The following is a 15,937-nucleotide window of genomic DNA, read 5'->3' as shown; positions in this document are numbered from 1 at the left end:
CGCCCGGCGCCCGGCCGTGGCACCGGCGGCGCCGGCGGAGCGGGCGATGGCAGCTGAGCGCCTGCCCGCGCCACCGCCGGCGGGTCCGCCGGGCGATCTGCCGCTGCTGGACGAGGTGCGGCACCTGGCCGGCATCAGTGGCGGCCTGGCGCAGCTGCGCACGGTGTGCGAGGTGCACACCGGCGGACGGCGCTTCGCGGTGCCGGTGGTGACCTTGGGCAACCCCGATGCGGCGGCGCCGGCCGTGGGCTTCTTCGGCGGCGTGCACGGGCTGGAGCGCATCGGCGCCGAGGTGGTGGTGGCCGGCCTGCGCCAGCTGGTGCAGCGCCTGCGCTGGGACGACGGCCTGCACGGCCTGCTGGCCGGCGTGCGCGTGGTGTTCATGCCGCTGGTCAACCCCGGCGGGCTGTGGCGTGGCACGCGCGCCAACCCGCAGGGCGTGGACTTGATGCGCAACGCGCCTGTGGATTGCGCCGGCCGAGCGCTGCCGCTGATCGGCGGCCAGCGCATCGGCCCCACCCTGCCCTGGTACCGCGGCCCGGCCGGCGCGCCGATGGCGCCCGAGGCCCAGGCCCTGTGCGAGGTGGTGCGGCAGGAGCTGCACAGCCACCGCGTGGCCCTGGCCGTCGACTGCCACTCGGGCTTCGGCCTGACCGACCGGCTGTGGTTCCCGTTCGCCCACACCGCCCGGCCGGTGCCGCAGCTGCCTGAATGGCTGGCACTGGCCCGCCTGCTCGACGACAGCCTGCTGCACCACCGCTATGTGTTCGAGCCGCAGAGCCGCCAGTATCTGGCGCATGGCGACCTGTGGGACCACCTGGTGCTGCAGGCGCCGGCCGAGCGCCTGTTCCTGCCGCTGACGCTGGAGATGGGCTCGTGGCTGTGGGTGCGTAAGAACCCGCGCCAGGTGTTCTCGCGCCGCGGCATCTTCAACCCGCTGATCGCCCACCGCCAGCAGCGCGTGCTGCGCCGCCACCTGGGGCTGCTGGACTTTTTGCTGCGCGCGGCCTACAGCCACCGCCGCTGGCTGCCGGCCGCGCATGAGCGCGACGCGCTGCGCGAGGCGGCGCTGGACCGCTGGTACCGCGGCACCGGGGCCCAGGCATGACCGCCGACCAGCCCGAGACCTGGGTGCTGCTGCGCGGGTTGACCCGCGAGGCCGGGCATTGGGGCGGCTTTCCAGCGCAGCTGGCGCAGGCCTTGGCGGCGGCCCGCGCGGGGCGGCCGCCGCCGCGCATCCTGATGCTCGACCTGCCGGGCGCGGGCACGCTGCACCGCCGGCCCTGCCCGCTGAGCGTGCGCGCCATGCTGCCGGCGTGCCGCGCCCAACTGCAGGCGCAGATGCAGGTGCAGATGCAGGTGCAGATGCAGGCCCTGGACCTGACCGGCCCGGTGTACCTGCTGGGCCTGTCGCTCGGCGGCATGGTGGCCACGGCCTGGGCGGCGGCGCATCCGCAACAGGTGGCGGCCCTGGTGGTGGTGAACACCAGCCTGCGCCCGCACAGCCCCGTGCAGCAGCGGCTTCAATGGCGCCACCTGCCGCAGCTGCTGCGCCTGCTGGCGCCGCGCGACGCACTGGCGGCCGAGCGGGCGATCCTGGCGCTGACCAGCGCCTGGCCCGAGCGGCATGCCGACGTGCTGGCCGACTGGGTGGCCATTCGCCGGGCGCGGCCGGTGAGCGCTGCCAACGCGCTGCGCCAGCTGTGGGCGGCGGCACGCTTCGCCCACCCCGGCGCGCCGCCGCCGGTGCCGACGCTGGTGTTGGGCAGCGCCGGCGATGCGCTGGTCAGCCCACGCTGCGCGCAGGCACTGGCCGCCGCCTGGGGCTGCGCCTTCGCCCAGCACCCGGCGGCGGGGCATGACCTGCCGCTGGACGACGGGCCGTGGGTGGCCGAGCAGGTGGCGCGTTGGTGGGACGGCACGGACCGTCGCGCCAACCACTGGCCGCAAGACGCCGGCACCCCTGGGGCCTAGGCTGGCGGATCCGATCCGCACCGCTTGGAGCCCCCGGCATGAGCCTTTCCCCCGTCACCCTGCGCCGCGACGGCACGGTCGCCGTGCTGCACATCGACAACCCGCCGGTCAATGCCTTGTCGCCCGCCACGGTGCAGGGCCTGATCGACGGCCTGAAGGCCTTCGAGGCGGATGCCTCGTTCACGGCGCTGGTGCTGCACTGCGAGGGCCGCACCTTCGTGGCCGGTGGCGACATCGCGTCCTTCGACATCCCGGACTTCAGCGCCACGCCGTTCAACAGCTTTCTGGCGCGGCTGGAAGGCCAGGCGCGGCCGGTGGTGGCCGCCGTGCACGGCACGGCACTCGGCGGCGGGCTGGAACTGGCGATGGCCTGCCACTGGCGCGTGGCCACGCCCAGCACGCGCGTGGGCCTGCCCGAGGTGAAGCTGGGCCTGATTCCCGGCTCGCTGGGTACGCAGCGCCTGCCGCGCCTGGCCGGGCCGGTGCTGGCACTCGACATGATGAGCAGCGGCCGCATGGTGGACGCCAAGACGGCGCTGGCCGCCGGCATCCTGGACGAGATCAGCGAGTTGCCGCCGCTGCAGGCAGCGGTGGCACGCGCTCAGGCGCTGGCGGCGGAAGGCTGGACGCTACGCCGCGCCAGCGCCTTGGCCGTGCCGGCTGACAAGATCCCCGACGGATTCCTGGACAGGACAATAGCCGACGCAGCCGCCAAGCCGCAGTACCCGGCGCTGGGTGCCATCGCCCGCAGCGTGGTGGCGGCCTGCACGCTGCCGTTTGCCGAGGGTGAGCGTGCCGAGAGCGAGAACTTCATGGGTGTGCTGCGCTCGCCGCAGTCGGTGGCCATGCGGCATCTGTTCTTCGCTGAGCGCACGGCCAACAAGATTCCCGGCCTGCCGCGCGATGTGACGCTGCGCGAGGTGCAGCGCGTGGGCATCGTCGGGGCCGGCACCATGGGCGGCGGCATCGCGATGACCTTTGCCAACGCCGGTTTCCCGGTCACGCTGGTGGAGGCCACCGATGCGGCCTTGCAGCGCGGGGTGGGCATCATCCGCGCCAACTACGAGGCCACGGTGGCCAAGGGCAAGCTGAAGCCCGAGGCCATGGCCGAGCGGCTGGGCCGCATCACGCCCACGCTGAGCTATGACGACCTGGCCGGCTGCGACCTGGTGATCGAGGCCGTGTTCGAGAACATGGATCTCAAGAAGGAAATCGCCGCCAGGCTGGGTGCCGTGTGCAAGCCCGGTGCCATCATCGCCACCAACACCTCCACGCTGGATGTGGACCAGATCGCCGCCGCCACCGGCCGCGCCGCCGACGTGCTGGGCATGCACTTCTTCAGCCCGGCGCATGTGATGCGGCTGCTGGAGGTGGTGCGCGGCGCGCAGACCGCGCCCGGCGTGCTGGCCACGGTGATGAAGCTGGCCGGGCGCATTGGCAAGGTGGCCGTGGTGTCGGGCGTTTGCTATGGCTTCATCGGCAACCGCATGGCCGAGGCCTACATGCGCGAGGCCGAGTTCCTGCTGCTCGAAGGCGCCACGCCGGCCCAGGTGGATGGCGCGGTGGAAAGCACCGAGCGCCTGGGCCTGGCGATGGGCCCGTGCCGCATGCTCGACATGGCCGGCATCGACGTGGGCGCCAAGACCGTGATCGAGCTGGACAAGAGCGGCGGCCTGCCGGCCGACCCCAGCTACCGCGTGCTGGTGCGCGCCTTGTTCGAGCGCGGCCTGTTCGGCCAGAAGACCGGTGCGGGCTACTACCGCTATGACGGGCGCAAGCCACTGCCCAATCCGGACGTCGAGGCGCTGTGCATCGAGCTGGCGGCCCGGCACGGCATCACCCGCCGCAGCGACATCACGCCCGACGAGATCCTGCAGCGGCTGATGTTCGCGATGGTCAACGAGGGCGCGCGCATCCTCGACGATGGCATCGCCTACCGCGGCAGCGACATCGACATCGTGTGGACCGCCGGCTATGGCTTCCCTGACCACCGTGGCGGCCCGATGTGCTGGGCCGATCTGCAGGGGCTGGGCAACGTGGTGGCCGGCATCGAGCGCCTGGCCGCCACGTGCGGCAATGCCCACGGCTACTGGACCGTGAGCCCGCTGCTGGTGCGGCTGGCGCAAAGCGGCGGCAAGCTCAGGGAAGCCACCGCCCCCGGCGTGAAGTGAACGACGCGGTCGTGCCACCGCGTGTAGCCAACGTGACGCGTGCCACGGCGCGCCGCGGCCTAGACTGATCCGACAACACGCCGGCCACACGAAGCGGCGGCCCTGAACCCCACTGCAGGAGACACCGACCGATGATTTCCCCCTTCGTCATCCGTGTGGCCACGGCCGCAACCCTGGGCGCCGCGGCGCTGCTGGCCCAGGCCGCCACCAAGACCGAGATCAAGCTGGGCAACACCGTGCCCTACAGCGGCCCGGCCTCGTTCTACGGCCTGGTGGGCCAGGCCGCCGCGGCCTGCTTTGCCGAGGTCAATGACAAGGGCGGCATCAACGGACGCAAGGTCACGGTGATCACGCTGGACGACGCGCTGCAGCCGCCCAAGACCGTGGAGCAGGTGCGCAAGATGGTCGAGCAGGAAGAGGTGGACGCCATCATCAACCAGGTGGGCACGGCCACGGCCTCGTCGGTGCGCAAGTACCTGAACGACCGCAAGGTGCCGCAGCTGTTCGTGATGTCGGGCTCGAACAACTTCCAGCAGCCCAAGGACTTCCGCTACAGCACCTCGGCGTTGATGAGCTACGAGTTCGAGGCCAAGGTGTATGGCCAGTGGGTGGCGCGCGACAAGCCGGCCGCCAAGGTGGCCATCCTCTACCAGAACGACGACTACGGCAAAGACTACCTGCGCGGCCTGAAGGCCGGCTGGGGCAAGCCGCTGGTGGCCGAGATCACCTACGAGCAGACCGATCCGACCATCGACTCGCAGATCGTGGCGCTGAAGAGCTCGGGCGCCGACGTGGTGGTGCTGGCGGCCTACAGCAAGCAGGTGAGCCAGGCGCTGCGCAAGATCACCGAGCTGGGCTGGAAGCCGCAGATCTGGATCAGCCATGTGTCGGCCCAGGTGCATCCCACGCTGTCGGTGGTGGGCCTGGACAACGCCGTGGGCGTGATGACCGCCTCGGTGATCAAGGACCCGTCCGACACCAGCTGGCACAACGACGCCGACTACAAGGTCTACCAGGCCTGGATGCAGAAGTACCTGCCCAAGGCCGACATCGCCAACTCCAGCTATGCCTCGGTGTATTCCACCTGCGCGGCCATGACCCAGGTGCTCAAGGCCGCGGGCGACGACCTGAGCCGCGAGAACATCCTCAAGCAGATGACGCAGCTGAAGGATTTCACCGCGCCGATGCTGTTTCCCGGCGTGACGATGAACATGTCGGCCGACAACTACAACCTGTTCCGCAAGATCCAGATCTTGAAGTTCGACGGCAAGCGCTGGGTGCCCCAGGGCAAGCCGGTCGGGGATTGAGCGTGGGCACGACAAGCGCTCCGTTCGGCTTGCCCGTGGTGGCGCCGCGCCCGGCGGCCACCACGCTGGTGGTGCGCGATGGCGATGCCGGGCTGGAGGTGCTGATGGTGCGCCGCTCGTTGCAGGCCAGCTTCATGCCCGGCGCCTATGTGTTCCCGGGCGGCGCGGTGGATGCCGCCGATGGCGAGGCCGCGCCGCAGTGCGATGAGCCGGCTGACGCGCTGGTGCAGCGCATCGGCGCGGTCACGCAGGTGGGCGATCAGGCGCTTGCCTTCGCGGTGGGCGCGCTGCGTGAGTGCTTCGAGGAATGCGGCCTGTGGCTGGGCGCTGGCGATGCAGCCGCGGCCGACTTCGGCGCGCTGCGCGCCCGGCTGCATGGTGGCGCGGCGCTGCACGGCCTGGCGGCCGATGCCGGGTTGCGGCTGCACACCTCGGTGCTGCAACCCTTCAGCCACTGGGTGACGCCGCTGGGCCTGCCCAAGCGCTTCGACACGCTGTTCTTCGTGGCCGCTGCGCCGCCGGGCCAGGTGCCCGAGGTGGACGCCGGCGAGACCACCACACTGGCCTGGGTGAACCCGGCACAGGCGCTGGCGGCGCATGCGCTGAAGGAATTTCCGATGGAGTTCGCCACCGTCAGCACGATGCGCCAGCTGCAACCCTTTGCCGATGCCGCCGCCCTGCTGGCCCATGCCGCCGCGCAGACCGCGCTGCCGCCGCTGCACCCGCGGCTGAAGCTCAGTGCCGAGGGCAAGCCCGCCGGCGTGCTGCTGCCCGGCCAGACCGGCTACGACGACCTGTGGGGCGACGGCTGAACGCGCCGCCCCGACCTCCCGACGCCCCCATCCCTTTCACTGGAGACCGCACATGACCGAGGCCTACATCATCGACACCTGCCGCACGCCGCGAGGCATCGGCAAGGTGGGCAAAGGCGCACTGGCCGATTTCCACCCGCAGCACCTGGCCGCCACGGTGCTCAAGGCGCTGGCCGAGCGCAACAACCTCAACACCGCCGACGTGGACGACGTGATCTGGGGCACCAGCACCCAGCGCGGCAAGCAGGGCATGGACATGGCCCGCATGGCCCTGCTGGACGCCGGCTACGACCAGCGCGCCAGCGGCGTCACGCTCGACCGTTTCTGCGGCTCGGGCATCACCAGCGTGAACCTGGCGGCCGCGTCCATCCTGTCGGGCATGGAAGACCTGGTGATCGCCGGCGGCTGCGAGATGATGAGCTACACCGCCACGCTGGCCGATCCGAAGAACCCGTCGCTGATGGACGCCGGCAACCTGCGCCTGCGCGCCAAGGTGCCGCAGTCGCACCAGGGCGTGTGCGCCGACGCCATCGCCACGCTGGAAGGCATCCCGCGCGAGGCGCTGGACGACCTGGCGCTGGTGAGCCAGCAGCGCGCCGCGGTGGCCATCGAGGAAGGCCGCTTCAAGCGCAGCGTGGTGCCCGTGGTCCGCGATGACGGCACGGTGGCGCTCGACCGCGAGGAGTTCCCGCGCCCGCAGACCACGCGCGAAGGCCTGGCCGCGCTGAAGCCCTCGTTCGAGGTGCTGGCCAACGTGGTGATCGACGAAGCCGGCAACACCTTCGGCGGGCTGATCCGTCAGGTCTTCCCCGATCTGAAGATCCAGCACATGCACCATGCCGGCAACAGCAGCGGCGTGGTCGATGGCGCGGGCGCCATCCTGCTGGCCTCGCCGGCCTATGTGAAGAAGAGCGGCCTGAAGCCGCGCGCCCGCATCGTGGCCACGGCCAATGTGGGCGACAGCGCCACGCTGATGCTCAACGCCCCGGTGCCGGCCGCGCGCAAGGTGCTGGCCAAGGCCGGCCTGACGGTGGACGACATCGACCTGTGGGAGATCAACGAAGCCTTTGCCGTGGTGGCCGAGAAGTTCATCCGCGACCTGAAGCTCAACCGCGACAAGGTTAATGTCAACGGCGGCGCGATGGCGCTGGGCCACCCGATCGGCGCCACCGGCTCGCTGCTGATCGGCACCGTGCTGGACGAACTGGAGCGCCGCGACCTGAAGCGCGGCCTGGTCACGATGTGCGCTGCCGGCGGCATGGCGCCGGCCATCATCATCGAGCGGGTCTGACACCGCCTTCGTCGGGGAGAATGCGCCCTGCGCGATGACCCCTGACCTGACCCCCCTCAGGCCGACGCACCCGCGTCGGCCTTTTTCGTTCCGCCATCCGCTGGCGCTGTGCGCCGCCCTGCTGCTGGGCGCGGCGCATGCCGCCGGACCGGCGGTGACGGACCTGCCGTTCTCGCAGTTCTTCCAGCAGCCCATCGGGCCGCGGGGGCTGCAACCCACCGCCGCGCTGCGTGCCGCCGATGGCCAGCGTGTGCGCCTGGTGGGCTACATGGTGCAGCAGGAGCATGCCCAGCCCGGGCGCTTCCTGCTGGCGCCGCGGCCGGTCAGCATGAGCGAGCATGCCGACGGCGAGGCCGACGACCTGCCGCCGGCCACCGTCACCGTGCTGCTGGATGCTGCCCGTGCCGACCACCTGGTGCCGCACCGCGCCGGGCGCATCGCGCTGGTTGGGCGCCTGTCGCTGGGCCGTGTCGAAGACGCCGAGGGCCGTGTGTCCTGGGTGCGCCTGCAACTCGAAGCCGAACCTGCTGCCAAGCCATGAACCTGCGTTCCTCCCCCGTTGTCCGGGCCGCGCTGAGCGCGCTGGCCGCGATCGCCACCCAGCTGTCGCCCGCCACGGCGCAGGCCGCGCCCACGGTGAGCCGGCTCACGCCACCCAGCGAGCTGTTCGCCAATGGCCGCGAGGCGCCGCTGATCGCGCGCTTCCTGCCCGGCCAGCGTTTTGACCTGCAGGCCACGCTGCGCCCGGATGCGGGGCAGAAGATCGTGTCGGCGCGCTTCAGCATCGACGGCAAGCCGGTCGATGTGACCCATGCCTTGCGCGACTGCGCCAGCGGCTGCCGCAAGGACCTGCCGGCGAACACGGCCATCGCGACCGTGCGTGCGGTGTCGCTCGACAAGCCGGGCGTGCACCGCTTCAGCGTGCAGGCCCTGCAGGACGACGGGCGCAGCGTCACGGCCGAGGGCAACTTCGAGATCGTGCCCTTCCAGGCGGCGCTGGGCCCGAAGGTGAAGAACATCATCATCCTGCTGGGCGACGGCATGGGCGCGGCCCAGCGCACGGCGGCGCGCATCGTGCGTGGCGGCTATGCACAGGGCAAGGTGATCGAGCCACTGGCGATGGACACCTTCTCGGCCACCGCGCTGGTGAAGACCGCGTCGCTGAACTCGGTGGTCACCGATTCGTCGCCGGGCATGACCGGCTACGTGCTGGGCAACAAGAACGACAACAACGAGGAAGGCGTGTTCCCCGACGACACGGTGGACGCCTTCGACAACCCGCGCATCGAGTACCTGTCGGAGTACCTGCACCGCACCCAGGGCAAGGCGCTGGGCATCGTCACCACGGCCGACGTGTTCGATTCCACGCCGGCCGGCAATGCCATCCACACCAGCAACCGGGGGGCCGGCACCGGCATCGTCGACCAGTTCTTCGACGACCGCCGCCACACCGGCCTGGCCGTGCTGATGGGCGGCGGGCGCAAGTGGTTCCTGCCGGCGGGCACACCGGGCTCGGCGCGCGCCGAGCGCAGCGACTACGCGTTCTCGGCCAGCGAGGCCCACACCGCCGAGATCGTGCGCCGCTGGGGTGCGGCACCTGGCGCGGTGGACACCCAGCGCGACCTGATCGCTGATTTCCAGGGCGCGGGCTGGCGCTATGCCGCCACGCGCACCGACCTGGACGCGGTGGACGCTGGCCGCACCGATCGGCTGCTGGGCCTGTTCGCGTTCTCGAACATGAACGTTGCGCTGGACAAGATCGACGGCCGCCGCCGCAAGGCAGCCGGCACGCCGGGCGCCACGGTGGTCGACGACTTCGGCCTGCCCGATCAGCCGATGCTCGACGAGATGGCGGCCAAGGCGCTGGGCGTGCTGTCGCGCCAGCCGCAGGGCTTCGTGCTGATGATCGAGGGCGCCTCGATCGACAAGCAGGCCCATGCCATGGACACCGAACGCTGGATGCTCGACACGATCGAGTTCGACCGCGCGGTGCGTCTGGCCCAGACCTTCGCGCGCGAGCGCGGGGACACGCTGGTCATCGTCACCGCCGACCATGAGTGCTCGGGCGCGTCGCTGATCGGTGGGTCGCGCGTCAGCGATGCGCGGCTGCAGGAACTGGTGCAGGCCGGCGGCAAGGAGAACCTGCGCGACAAGGTGGTGGGCATCTACGAGCAGGCGGGCTTTCCGCGCTACCGCATCGCCGCCGACGGCTACCCGGAGACCACCGACATCGACCACCGCCTGCTGGTGGGCTACGGCGCCAACGCCGACCGCCACGAGGACTGGCGCACCAACCCGCAGCCCTTGCGCGACGGGCAGCAGCCCTTCGTGAAGGAGCCGCCGCTGGCCAGCTACCCGGCCAGCGCCCTGGCGCGCGATGCCGAGGGCCGCTACCTGGTCACCGGCCAGGTGCCGGGCAGCAGCGCGGCGCACACCGGCACCGACATCCCGTTGTCGGCCTTCGGGCCCGGCGCGCTGGCCTTCACCGGTGTGATCGACAACACCGATGTGTTCTTCAAGCTGGCGCAGGCGGCCGTGCGCGGCGTGGTGGCGCCGGCCGATGCCAGCGGCCGCTGGACGCCCGTGTCGCCGACCCAGACCGCAGCGCCTGCGGCCATGTCGGCTGGCAAGGCGGCCGCGGCGGCGAGCCGGCAGCGCGTGTCGGCCACGCGCTGATGCATGTCGGGCCCGCGAGGCCCGCGGAGTCTGAGGCGCCCGGCCGCGCGGTCGGGGGCTGACTGGATGCGCCCGTGATCAGGCTTTCCTTCGGGGAACTACCGATATTGCAATCGATTGCAACGATGCGATGATTCGGCAACGGCCCGGTTGCGGGCCACGCCCTGGCCACTGGCCCGTCGTGTCATGCACCTCGATTCCGCCCAACTGCCTCCCCGTCGAAGCCCTGTCGGCTTCGGCATCGTCGTGCTGCTGCACGTGGTGCTGGGCTGGGCCCTGATGAACGGGCTGGCGCGCAAGGTGGTCGAGGTGATCAAGGCCCCGATCGAGACCAAGATCATCGACGAGGTCAAGCCGCCGCCCCCGCCTCCGCCCGAGAACCTGCCGCCGCCGCCCAAGATGGCCGCACCGCCGCCGTCCTTCGTGCCGCCGCCCGAGGTGCAGGTGGCCACCCCGCAGCAGGCTCCGGCCATCACCGTCACCCGCGAGGCTCCGCCGCCCGCCCCCGTGACCGTCGCGCCCGCCCCGGCCCCCGCCGTGGTGGCCGCGCCGCCGGCCCCGCCCGCCCCGCCGGCCCGCCCCCGCGTGCCGGTGGCCCGTGTGGACGTGGGCAAGTGCGTGAACTACGACGACTACCCGGCCGCCGCGCTGCGTGCCGAGGCCTCGGGCACCACGCGGCTGCGCCTGACGGTGGATCCGTCGGGCGTGGTCAGCAAGGCCGACGTCATCAACTCGGCCGGTCCGACGCGTGAGCACCGCCTGCTCGACCGCGCCGCCGTGTCGCAGATGGCCTCGGGCACCTGCAAGGGCGTTGCCGCCACCGACGAGGCCGGCAAGCCCATTGGCAGCACCATCGACGTCGACGTCGTCTGGCGCATCCAGTAGTTCGTCATCACCCGCCCGCCCTCGCCTGGCCTCACGCACCCCTGCCCGGCCGCCACCCGTCCGCTTTCCCGAAGGAGCCCGCCCCATGTCCTGGATGAAGACCCTGCGCGCGCCGCTGGCCGCAGCCCTGATGGCGTTCGCTGCGCTCGCCACCACCGCCCTGCCCGAGACCGCGCAGGCCCAGGCCTCCGCCCCGGCCGCCGAAGGCTCGGCCCCGGCGCCCGGCGCCGCACCCGCCCCGGCCGCCACCGTGCACAAGGAAGAAGTGGCCAACCCCTATGGCGTCGAAGCCATGTGGAAGGAAGGCGACTTCGTCACCAAGGGCACCGCGATCATCATGATCATCATGTCCATGGGCTCGTGGTACATCATCTTCACCAAGCTGTTCGAGCAGCAGAAGCTGATGAACGCCTACAAGAAGGTCGGCGACGGCTTCTGGAAGGCCGCCTCGATGAAGCAGGCCGCCACCACGCTGGACGAAGGCAGCGCCTTCCGCTACATCGCCGAGCAGGGCGTCAAGGCCGATGACCACCACGAGGGCACGCTGGTCGAATCGATCGACCGCCACACCTGGATCAGCATGAGCATCGACCGTGCGGTGGGCAACGTGCAAAGCCGCATGCAGGACGGCCTGGCCTTCCTGGCCACCGTGGGTTCGACCGCGCCGTTCGTCGGCCTGTTCGGCACGGTCTGGGGCATCTACAACGCGCTGACGGCCATCGGCATCAGCGGCCAGGCCTCGATCGACAAGGTCGCCGGCCCGGTGGGTGAAGCGCTGATCATGACCGCCTTCGGCCTGGCCGTGGCCGTGCCCGCGGTGATGGGCTACAACTGGCTGATCCGCCGCAACAAGACCGTGATGGAAGGCGTCAAGGCCTTCAGCGGCGACGTGCACAACGTGTTGCTGGCGGCCCCCCGCACCTGACGGCGCGCGCCCCCCGCGGGGGCTGCCGCCGCCGGACGCTTGGGGCGGCCCGGCGCTGGCGGCGGCTCTCTCCGATCAAGATTTCTAGGAGCCAGACATGGCCATGGCAGTCGGATCGCCCGATGGCGAAGAAGACGGGATGAATTCGGCCATCAACACCACGCCCCTGGTGGACGTGATGTTGGTGCTGCTGATCATCTTCCTGATCACCACGCCGGTGATCACGCAGAGCGTGAAGCTAGAACTGCCCAAGGAAGCCAACGTCCCCACGCAGACCAAGCCGGAGAACATCCTGCTGGCGGTCAGCAAGGAAGGCGAGTGGTACTGGGCCACCAAGCGCTACACCGACCTCGAGGCCCTGGTGTCCGACCTGAAGAAGGAATCGGTCAAGGAGCCGCAGCCGGAGGTGCACATCCGTGGCGACATGGACTCGCGCTACGAGAGCGTGGGCAAGCTGGTGGTGGCCTGCCAGCGCGCGGGCATCGCCAAGGTCGGCTTCATCACCGAGCCCCCGCCCAGAAATTGACAACCCCGGGACCTGGGGTACCAGGTCCCACCCCCGGGGGGTGTGCGCCGGCTTGGGGCGGCCCGGCGCCCGGCGCACCCCTTCGACACCCGTTCAGGAGCAGCCACCATGGGCATGCAAGTAGGAGGGGCCGAGGACGACGGCCCGATGATCGAGATCAACACCACGCCGCTGATCGACGTGATGCTGGTGCTGATCATCATGCTGATCATCACGATCCCGATCCAGACGCACGCGGTGAAGATGAACATGCCGGTGGGGCCGAGCGCGGCGCCGCCCAAGCCGCCCGAGGTGGTGCGCATCGACGTCGACTTCGACGGCACGATCGGCTGGAACGGCACGGTGGTGGCCGACCGGGCGGATCTGGAGAACCGCCTGACCCAGGTGGCGGCAATGCCCGACCAGCCCGAGGTGCACCTGCGGCCGAACAAGCTGGTGAGCTACAAGGTGGTGGCCATGGTGATGGCCAGCGCACAGCGCCTGGGCGTCACCAAGATCGGCATCGTCGGCAACGAGCAGTTCATGTCATGAGCCAGGTCAAGCCGCATCTGAGCCTGGGCCAGGTGCTGAACATGAATGTCGGTTTCTTCGGCATCCAGTTCAGCTTCGGGCTGCAGCAGGGCAACATGACGCCCATCTACCAGTACCTGGGCGCCGACGAGGCCAGCCTGCCGCTGCTGTTCCTGGCGGGCCCGGTCACCGGCCTGGTGGTGCAGCCCATCATCGGCGCGATGAGCGACCGCACCGAGAGCCGCTGGGGCCGCCGCACGCCCTACTTCCTGATCGGCGCGCTGCTGTGCAGCCTGGGCCTGCTGGTGATGCCCTTCAGTCCCACGCTGTGGTTCGCGGCCAGCCTGCTGTGGATCCTGGACGCGGCCAACAACGTGACCATGGAGCCCTACCGGGCCTATGTGTCCGACCGGCTCGACGCGAAGCAGCACGGCATCGGCTACCTGAGCCAGAGTGCCTTCACGGGTCTGGCGCAGACACTGGCCTACCTGGCGCCCAGCATCCTGGTGTGGCTGGGCATGAACAAGGACGCGGTCAACAGCCACAACATCCCGCACATCACGATCGCGGCCTTCATGATCGGCGCGGTGTTCTCGCTGACCACCGTGTGGTGGAGCGTGCACACCACGCCCGAGCTGCCGCTCACCGAGGCCGAGCGCGCCCACATCCGCGCGCAGCCCAAGGGCGTGGTGGCCACGTTGCGCGAGATCTGGCAGGCCATGCGCGACATGCCCGACACCATGCGCCGGCTGTGGTGGATGAAGCTGTTCCAGTGGTACGGCATGCTGTGCTACTGGACCTACATCGTGCCCAGCCTAGCCAGCAGCATGTTCGGCACGCACGATGCCAGCACCACCGGCTACCGGGATGCCAGTCTGCTGAACGGGCAGATCGGCGGCTTCTACAACGCCGTGGCCTTCGTCGCCGCGCTGGCCATGGTGCCGTTCACGCGGCGCCTGGGCGCCAAGTGGGTGCATGCCTTCTGCCTGACCGCCGCAGGCATCGGCATGTGGGCCATTCCGGGCATCCAGAGCAAGGCGCTGCTGTTCATCCCGATGATCGGCGTGGGCCTGGCCTGGGCCAGCATCATGGGCAACCCGTACATCCTGCTGGCCGGCAGCATCCCGCCCGAGCGGGCCGGGGTCTACATGGGCATGTTCAACATGTTCATCGTGGTCCCGATGATCATCCAGCAGCTCACGCTGCCGCTCTACTACAAGAGCTTGCTGGGCGGCCAGCCCGAGAACGTCATCCGTCTGGCCGGTGTGCTGCTGATCGCAGCCGCCGTGGCCGTCTGCTTCGTCAAGCCGGCCACCCCGGCGACCACCGCACGCACCTCCCCATGAAGAACCAGGTTCAACTGATCACCTACGTCGACCGCCTGGGCGGCGGCAACATCGCCCAGTTGCAGGCCCTGCTGCGCGGGCCGCTGCAAGGCCTGTTCGGCGGCGTGCACCTGCTGCCCTTCTATCACCCGATCGACGGCTCGGACGCCGGCTTCGATCCGATCGACCACACGCAGGTCGATGCGCGCCTGGGCGACTGGGGCAGCGTGGCCGCATTGACGCAGGACGTGGACGTGATGGCCGACGTCATCGTCAACCACATGAGCAACCGCTCGCCGCAGTTCCTTGAATATTCCGCAAAGGGCGCGTCCTCGGCGTATGCCGGTCTGTTTCTGACCATGGACGCGGTGTTCCCCAACGGCGCCACCGAGCGCGACCTGCTGGCGGTGTACCGGCCGCGGCCGGGTGTGCCGTTCACGGTGGTGACGCTGGCCAATGGCGAGCGCAAGCTGTTGTGGACCACCTTCACGCCGCAGCAGATCGACATCGACGTGCAGCACCCACAAGGCCGCGCCTACCTCAGCGGCATCCTGCGCACGCTGGCCGATGCCGGCATCCGCATGGTGCGGCTGGACGCCGTGGGCTACGCCATCAAGAAGGCCGGCGCCAACTGCTTCATGATGCCGGAGACCTTCGCCTTCATCGACGCCTTCGCGGCCGAGGCCAAGGGTCTGGGCATCGAGGTGCTGGTGGAGATCCACTCATACTACCGGCGGCAGATCGAGATCGCCGAGCGCGTGGACTGGGTGTATGACTTCGCGCTGCCGCCGCTGGTGCTGCATGGCCTGTTCTTCGGCACAGCCAAGCCGCTGAAGCACTGGATCGCCATCCGTCCCAACAACGCGCTCACCGTGCTGGACACGCACGACGGCATCGGCGTCATCGACATCGGCGCCGATGCGGCCGACCGCGCCGGCTCGCCCGGCCTGGTGCCGCCGGAGGAACTGGACCGCCTGGTGGAGATGATCCACGACAAGAGCGGTGGCCAGAGCCGCCAGGCCACCGGTGCCGCCGCCAGCAACCTGGATCTGTACCAGGTGAACTGCACCTACTACGACGCACTGGGCCGTGACGATGCCGCCTACCTGGCAGCGCGCGCCATCCAGTTCTGGCTGCCGGGTGTGCCCCAGGTCTACTACACCGGCCTGCTGGCCGGCCACAACGACATGGACCTGCTGGCGCGCAGCGGCGTGGGCCGCGACATCAATCGCCACCACTACACGTCAGCCGAGATCGACGCCGACCTGCAGCGGCCGGTGGTGCAGGCGCTGTGCAGCCTGATCCGGCTGCGCAACACCCATCCGGCCTTCCAGGGCAGCTTCGAGGTGCTGCCGGCAGACGATCACCTGCTGCATCTGCAGTGGCGGGCCGAGGACGGTGCGGGCCTGGCGCATGTGGCGCGGCTGGCGGTCGACCTGTCGCTGCGCAGCGCGCGCATCAGCGTCTCGGTGGCGGGCGTGGCCGGGCTGCGCGAGCTGTCGCTGGATGGCAGCGCTTTCAGCATTTGATTGTTT

The 15,937-nt window shown here is 70.3% G+C and carries 14 protein-coding genes; all 14 read left to right on the top strand.

Features of this window, described 5'->3' with window-relative positions:
- The first annotated feature begins 46 nt into the window (after window positions 1-46).
- The 14 genes from AACH10_RS13740 to gtfA all read left to right on the top strand — a co-directional run bounded on the left by AACH10_RS13740 (window position 47) and on the right by gtfA (window position 15,931).
- Window positions 47-1,108: a M14 family zinc carboxypeptidase gene (locus tag AACH10_RS13740; protein ID WP_341410996.1), complete on the top strand. Its 1,062-nt coding sequence runs from the start codon at window positions 47-49 to the stop codon at window positions 1,106-1,108.
- Window positions 1,105-1,974, top strand: a complete 870-nt coding sequence (locus AACH10_RS13735) for an alpha/beta fold hydrolase (protein WP_341410995.1) — start codon at window positions 1,105-1,107, stop codon at window positions 1,972-1,974. The genes AACH10_RS13740 and AACH10_RS13735 overlap by 4 nt, the downstream gene beginning before the upstream one ends.
- Before the next feature lie 38 nt (window positions 1,975-2,012).
- Window positions 2,013-4,145: a 3-hydroxyacyl-CoA dehydrogenase NAD-binding domain-containing protein gene (locus AACH10_RS13730; RefSeq protein ID WP_341410994.1), complete on the top strand. Its 2,133-nt coding sequence runs from the start codon at window positions 2,013-2,015 to the stop codon at window positions 4,143-4,145.
- 131 nt (window positions 4,146-4,276) lie between these two features.
- Entirely contained in the window at window positions 4,277-5,452 is a 1,176-nt protein-coding gene (locus AACH10_RS13725; RefSeq protein ID WP_341410993.1) for an ABC transporter substrate-binding protein, read from the top strand.
- A 38-nt stretch (window positions 5,453-5,490) separates the two neighbouring features.
- A complete protein-coding gene (locus AACH10_RS13720) occupies window positions 5,491-6,264 on the top strand; it encodes an NUDIX hydrolase (protein WP_341410992.1) in 774 nt (257 codons plus the stop codon).
- Window positions 6,265-6,316: 52 nt separating this feature from the next.
- Window positions 6,317-7,555 (top strand): acetyl-CoA C-acetyltransferase, encoded by a 1,239-nt coding sequence (locus AACH10_RS13715; protein ID WP_341410991.1) that lies wholly within the window; start codon window positions 6,317-6,319, stop codon window positions 7,553-7,555.
- A gap of 34 nt (window positions 7,556-7,589) precedes the next feature.
- Entirely contained in the window at window positions 7,590-8,096 is a 507-nt protein-coding gene (locus AACH10_RS13710) for a hypothetical protein (protein WP_341410990.1), read from the top strand.
- On the top strand, window positions 8,093-10,231 hold the full coding sequence (locus AACH10_RS13705) for an alkaline phosphatase (protein WP_341410989.1): 2,139 nt from the start codon (window positions 8,093-8,095) through the stop codon (window positions 10,229-10,231). The genes AACH10_RS13710 and AACH10_RS13705 overlap by 4 nt, the downstream gene beginning before the upstream one ends.
- Window positions 10,232-10,417: 186 nt before the next feature.
- Window positions 10,418-11,116 (top strand): energy transducer TonB, encoded by a 699-nt coding sequence (locus AACH10_RS13700; RefSeq protein WP_341410988.1) that lies wholly within the window; start codon window positions 10,418-10,420, stop codon window positions 11,114-11,116.
- 85 nt (window positions 11,117-11,201) lie between these two features.
- Entirely contained in the window at window positions 11,202-12,041 is an 840-nt protein-coding gene (locus AACH10_RS13695; RefSeq protein WP_341410987.1) for a MotA/TolQ/ExbB proton channel family protein, read from the top strand.
- A gap of 97 nt (window positions 12,042-12,138) precedes the next feature.
- Entirely contained in the window at window positions 12,139-12,567 is a 429-nt protein-coding gene (locus AACH10_RS13690) for an ExbD/TolR family protein (RefSeq protein ID WP_341408422.1), read from the top strand.
- Between the two features lie 108 nt (window positions 12,568-12,675).
- A complete protein-coding gene (locus AACH10_RS13685; protein ID WP_341410986.1) occupies window positions 12,676-13,098 on the top strand; it encodes an ExbD/TolR family protein in 423 nt (140 codons plus the stop codon).
- Window positions 13,095-14,423: an MFS transporter gene (locus AACH10_RS13680; RefSeq protein WP_341410985.1), complete on the top strand. Its 1,329-nt coding sequence runs from the start codon at window positions 13,095-13,097 to the stop codon at window positions 14,421-14,423. The genes AACH10_RS13685 and AACH10_RS13680 overlap by 4 nt, the downstream gene beginning before the upstream one ends.
- Window positions 14,420-15,931: a sucrose phosphorylase gene (gtfA, locus tag AACH10_RS13675; protein WP_341410984.1), complete on the top strand. Its 1,512-nt coding sequence runs from the start codon at window positions 14,420-14,422 to the stop codon at window positions 15,929-15,931. Before AACH10_RS13680 ends, gtfA begins: the two co-directional genes overlap by 4 nt.
- Window positions 15,932-15,937 lie beyond the last annotated feature (6 nt).

It is taken from the genome of Pseudaquabacterium inlustre (assembly GCF_038066595.1).
Lineage (GTDB): Bacteria > Pseudomonadota > Gammaproteobacteria > Burkholderiales > Burkholderiaceae_C > Pseudaquabacterium > Pseudaquabacterium inlustre.
The sequence above is the reverse complement of the archived record's forward strand: the minus strand, read 5'-3'. Positions and strand labels throughout refer to the sequence as shown.

What these genes read in the sequence shown, in the direction of transcription:
- AACH10_RS13695 (WP_341410987.1), top strand. Translation starts at nt 11,202, where the DNA reads ATGTCCTGGATGAAGACCCTGCGCGCGCCGCTGGCCGCAGCCCTGATG.
- AACH10_RS13690 (WP_341408422.1), top strand. Translation starts at nt 12,139, where the DNA reads ATGGCCATGGCAGTCGGATCGCCCGATGGCGAAGAAGACGGGATGAAT.
- AACH10_RS13710 (WP_341410990.1), top strand. Translation starts at nt 7,590, where the DNA reads ATGACCCCTGACCTGACCCCCCTCAGGCCGACGCACCCGCGTCGGCCT.
- AACH10_RS13725 (WP_341410993.1), top strand. Translation starts at nt 4,277, where the DNA reads ATGATTTCCCCCTTCGTCATCCGTGTGGCCACGGCCGCAACCCTGGGC.
- AACH10_RS13740 (WP_341410996.1), top strand. Translation starts at nt 47, where the DNA reads ATGGCAGCTGAGCGCCTGCCCGCGCCACCGCCGGCGGGTCCGCCGGGC.
- AACH10_RS13730 (WP_341410994.1), top strand. Translation starts at nt 2,013, where the DNA reads ATGAGCCTTTCCCCCGTCACCCTGCGCCGCGACGGCACGGTCGCCGTG.
- AACH10_RS13685 (WP_341410986.1), top strand. Translation starts at nt 12,676, where the DNA reads ATGGGCATGCAAGTAGGAGGGGCCGAGGACGACGGCCCGATGATCGAG.
- AACH10_RS13705 (WP_341410989.1), top strand. Translation starts at nt 8,093, where the DNA reads ATGAACCTGCGTTCCTCCCCCGTTGTCCGGGCCGCGCTGAGCGCGCTG.
- AACH10_RS13680 (WP_341410985.1), top strand. Translation starts at nt 13,095, where the DNA reads ATGAGCCAGGTCAAGCCGCATCTGAGCCTGGGCCAGGTGCTGAACATG.
- gtfA (WP_341410984.1), top strand. Translation starts at nt 14,420, where the DNA reads ATGAAGAACCAGGTTCAACTGATCACCTACGTCGACCGCCTGGGCGGC.
- AACH10_RS13700 (WP_341410988.1), top strand. Translation starts at nt 10,418, where the DNA reads ATGCACCTCGATTCCGCCCAACTGCCTCCCCGTCGAAGCCCTGTCGGC.
- AACH10_RS13715 (WP_341410991.1), top strand. Translation starts at nt 6,317, where the DNA reads ATGACCGAGGCCTACATCATCGACACCTGCCGCACGCCGCGAGGCATC.
- AACH10_RS13735 (WP_341410995.1), top strand. Translation starts at nt 1,105, where the DNA reads ATGACCGCCGACCAGCCCGAGACCTGGGTGCTGCTGCGCGGGTTGACC.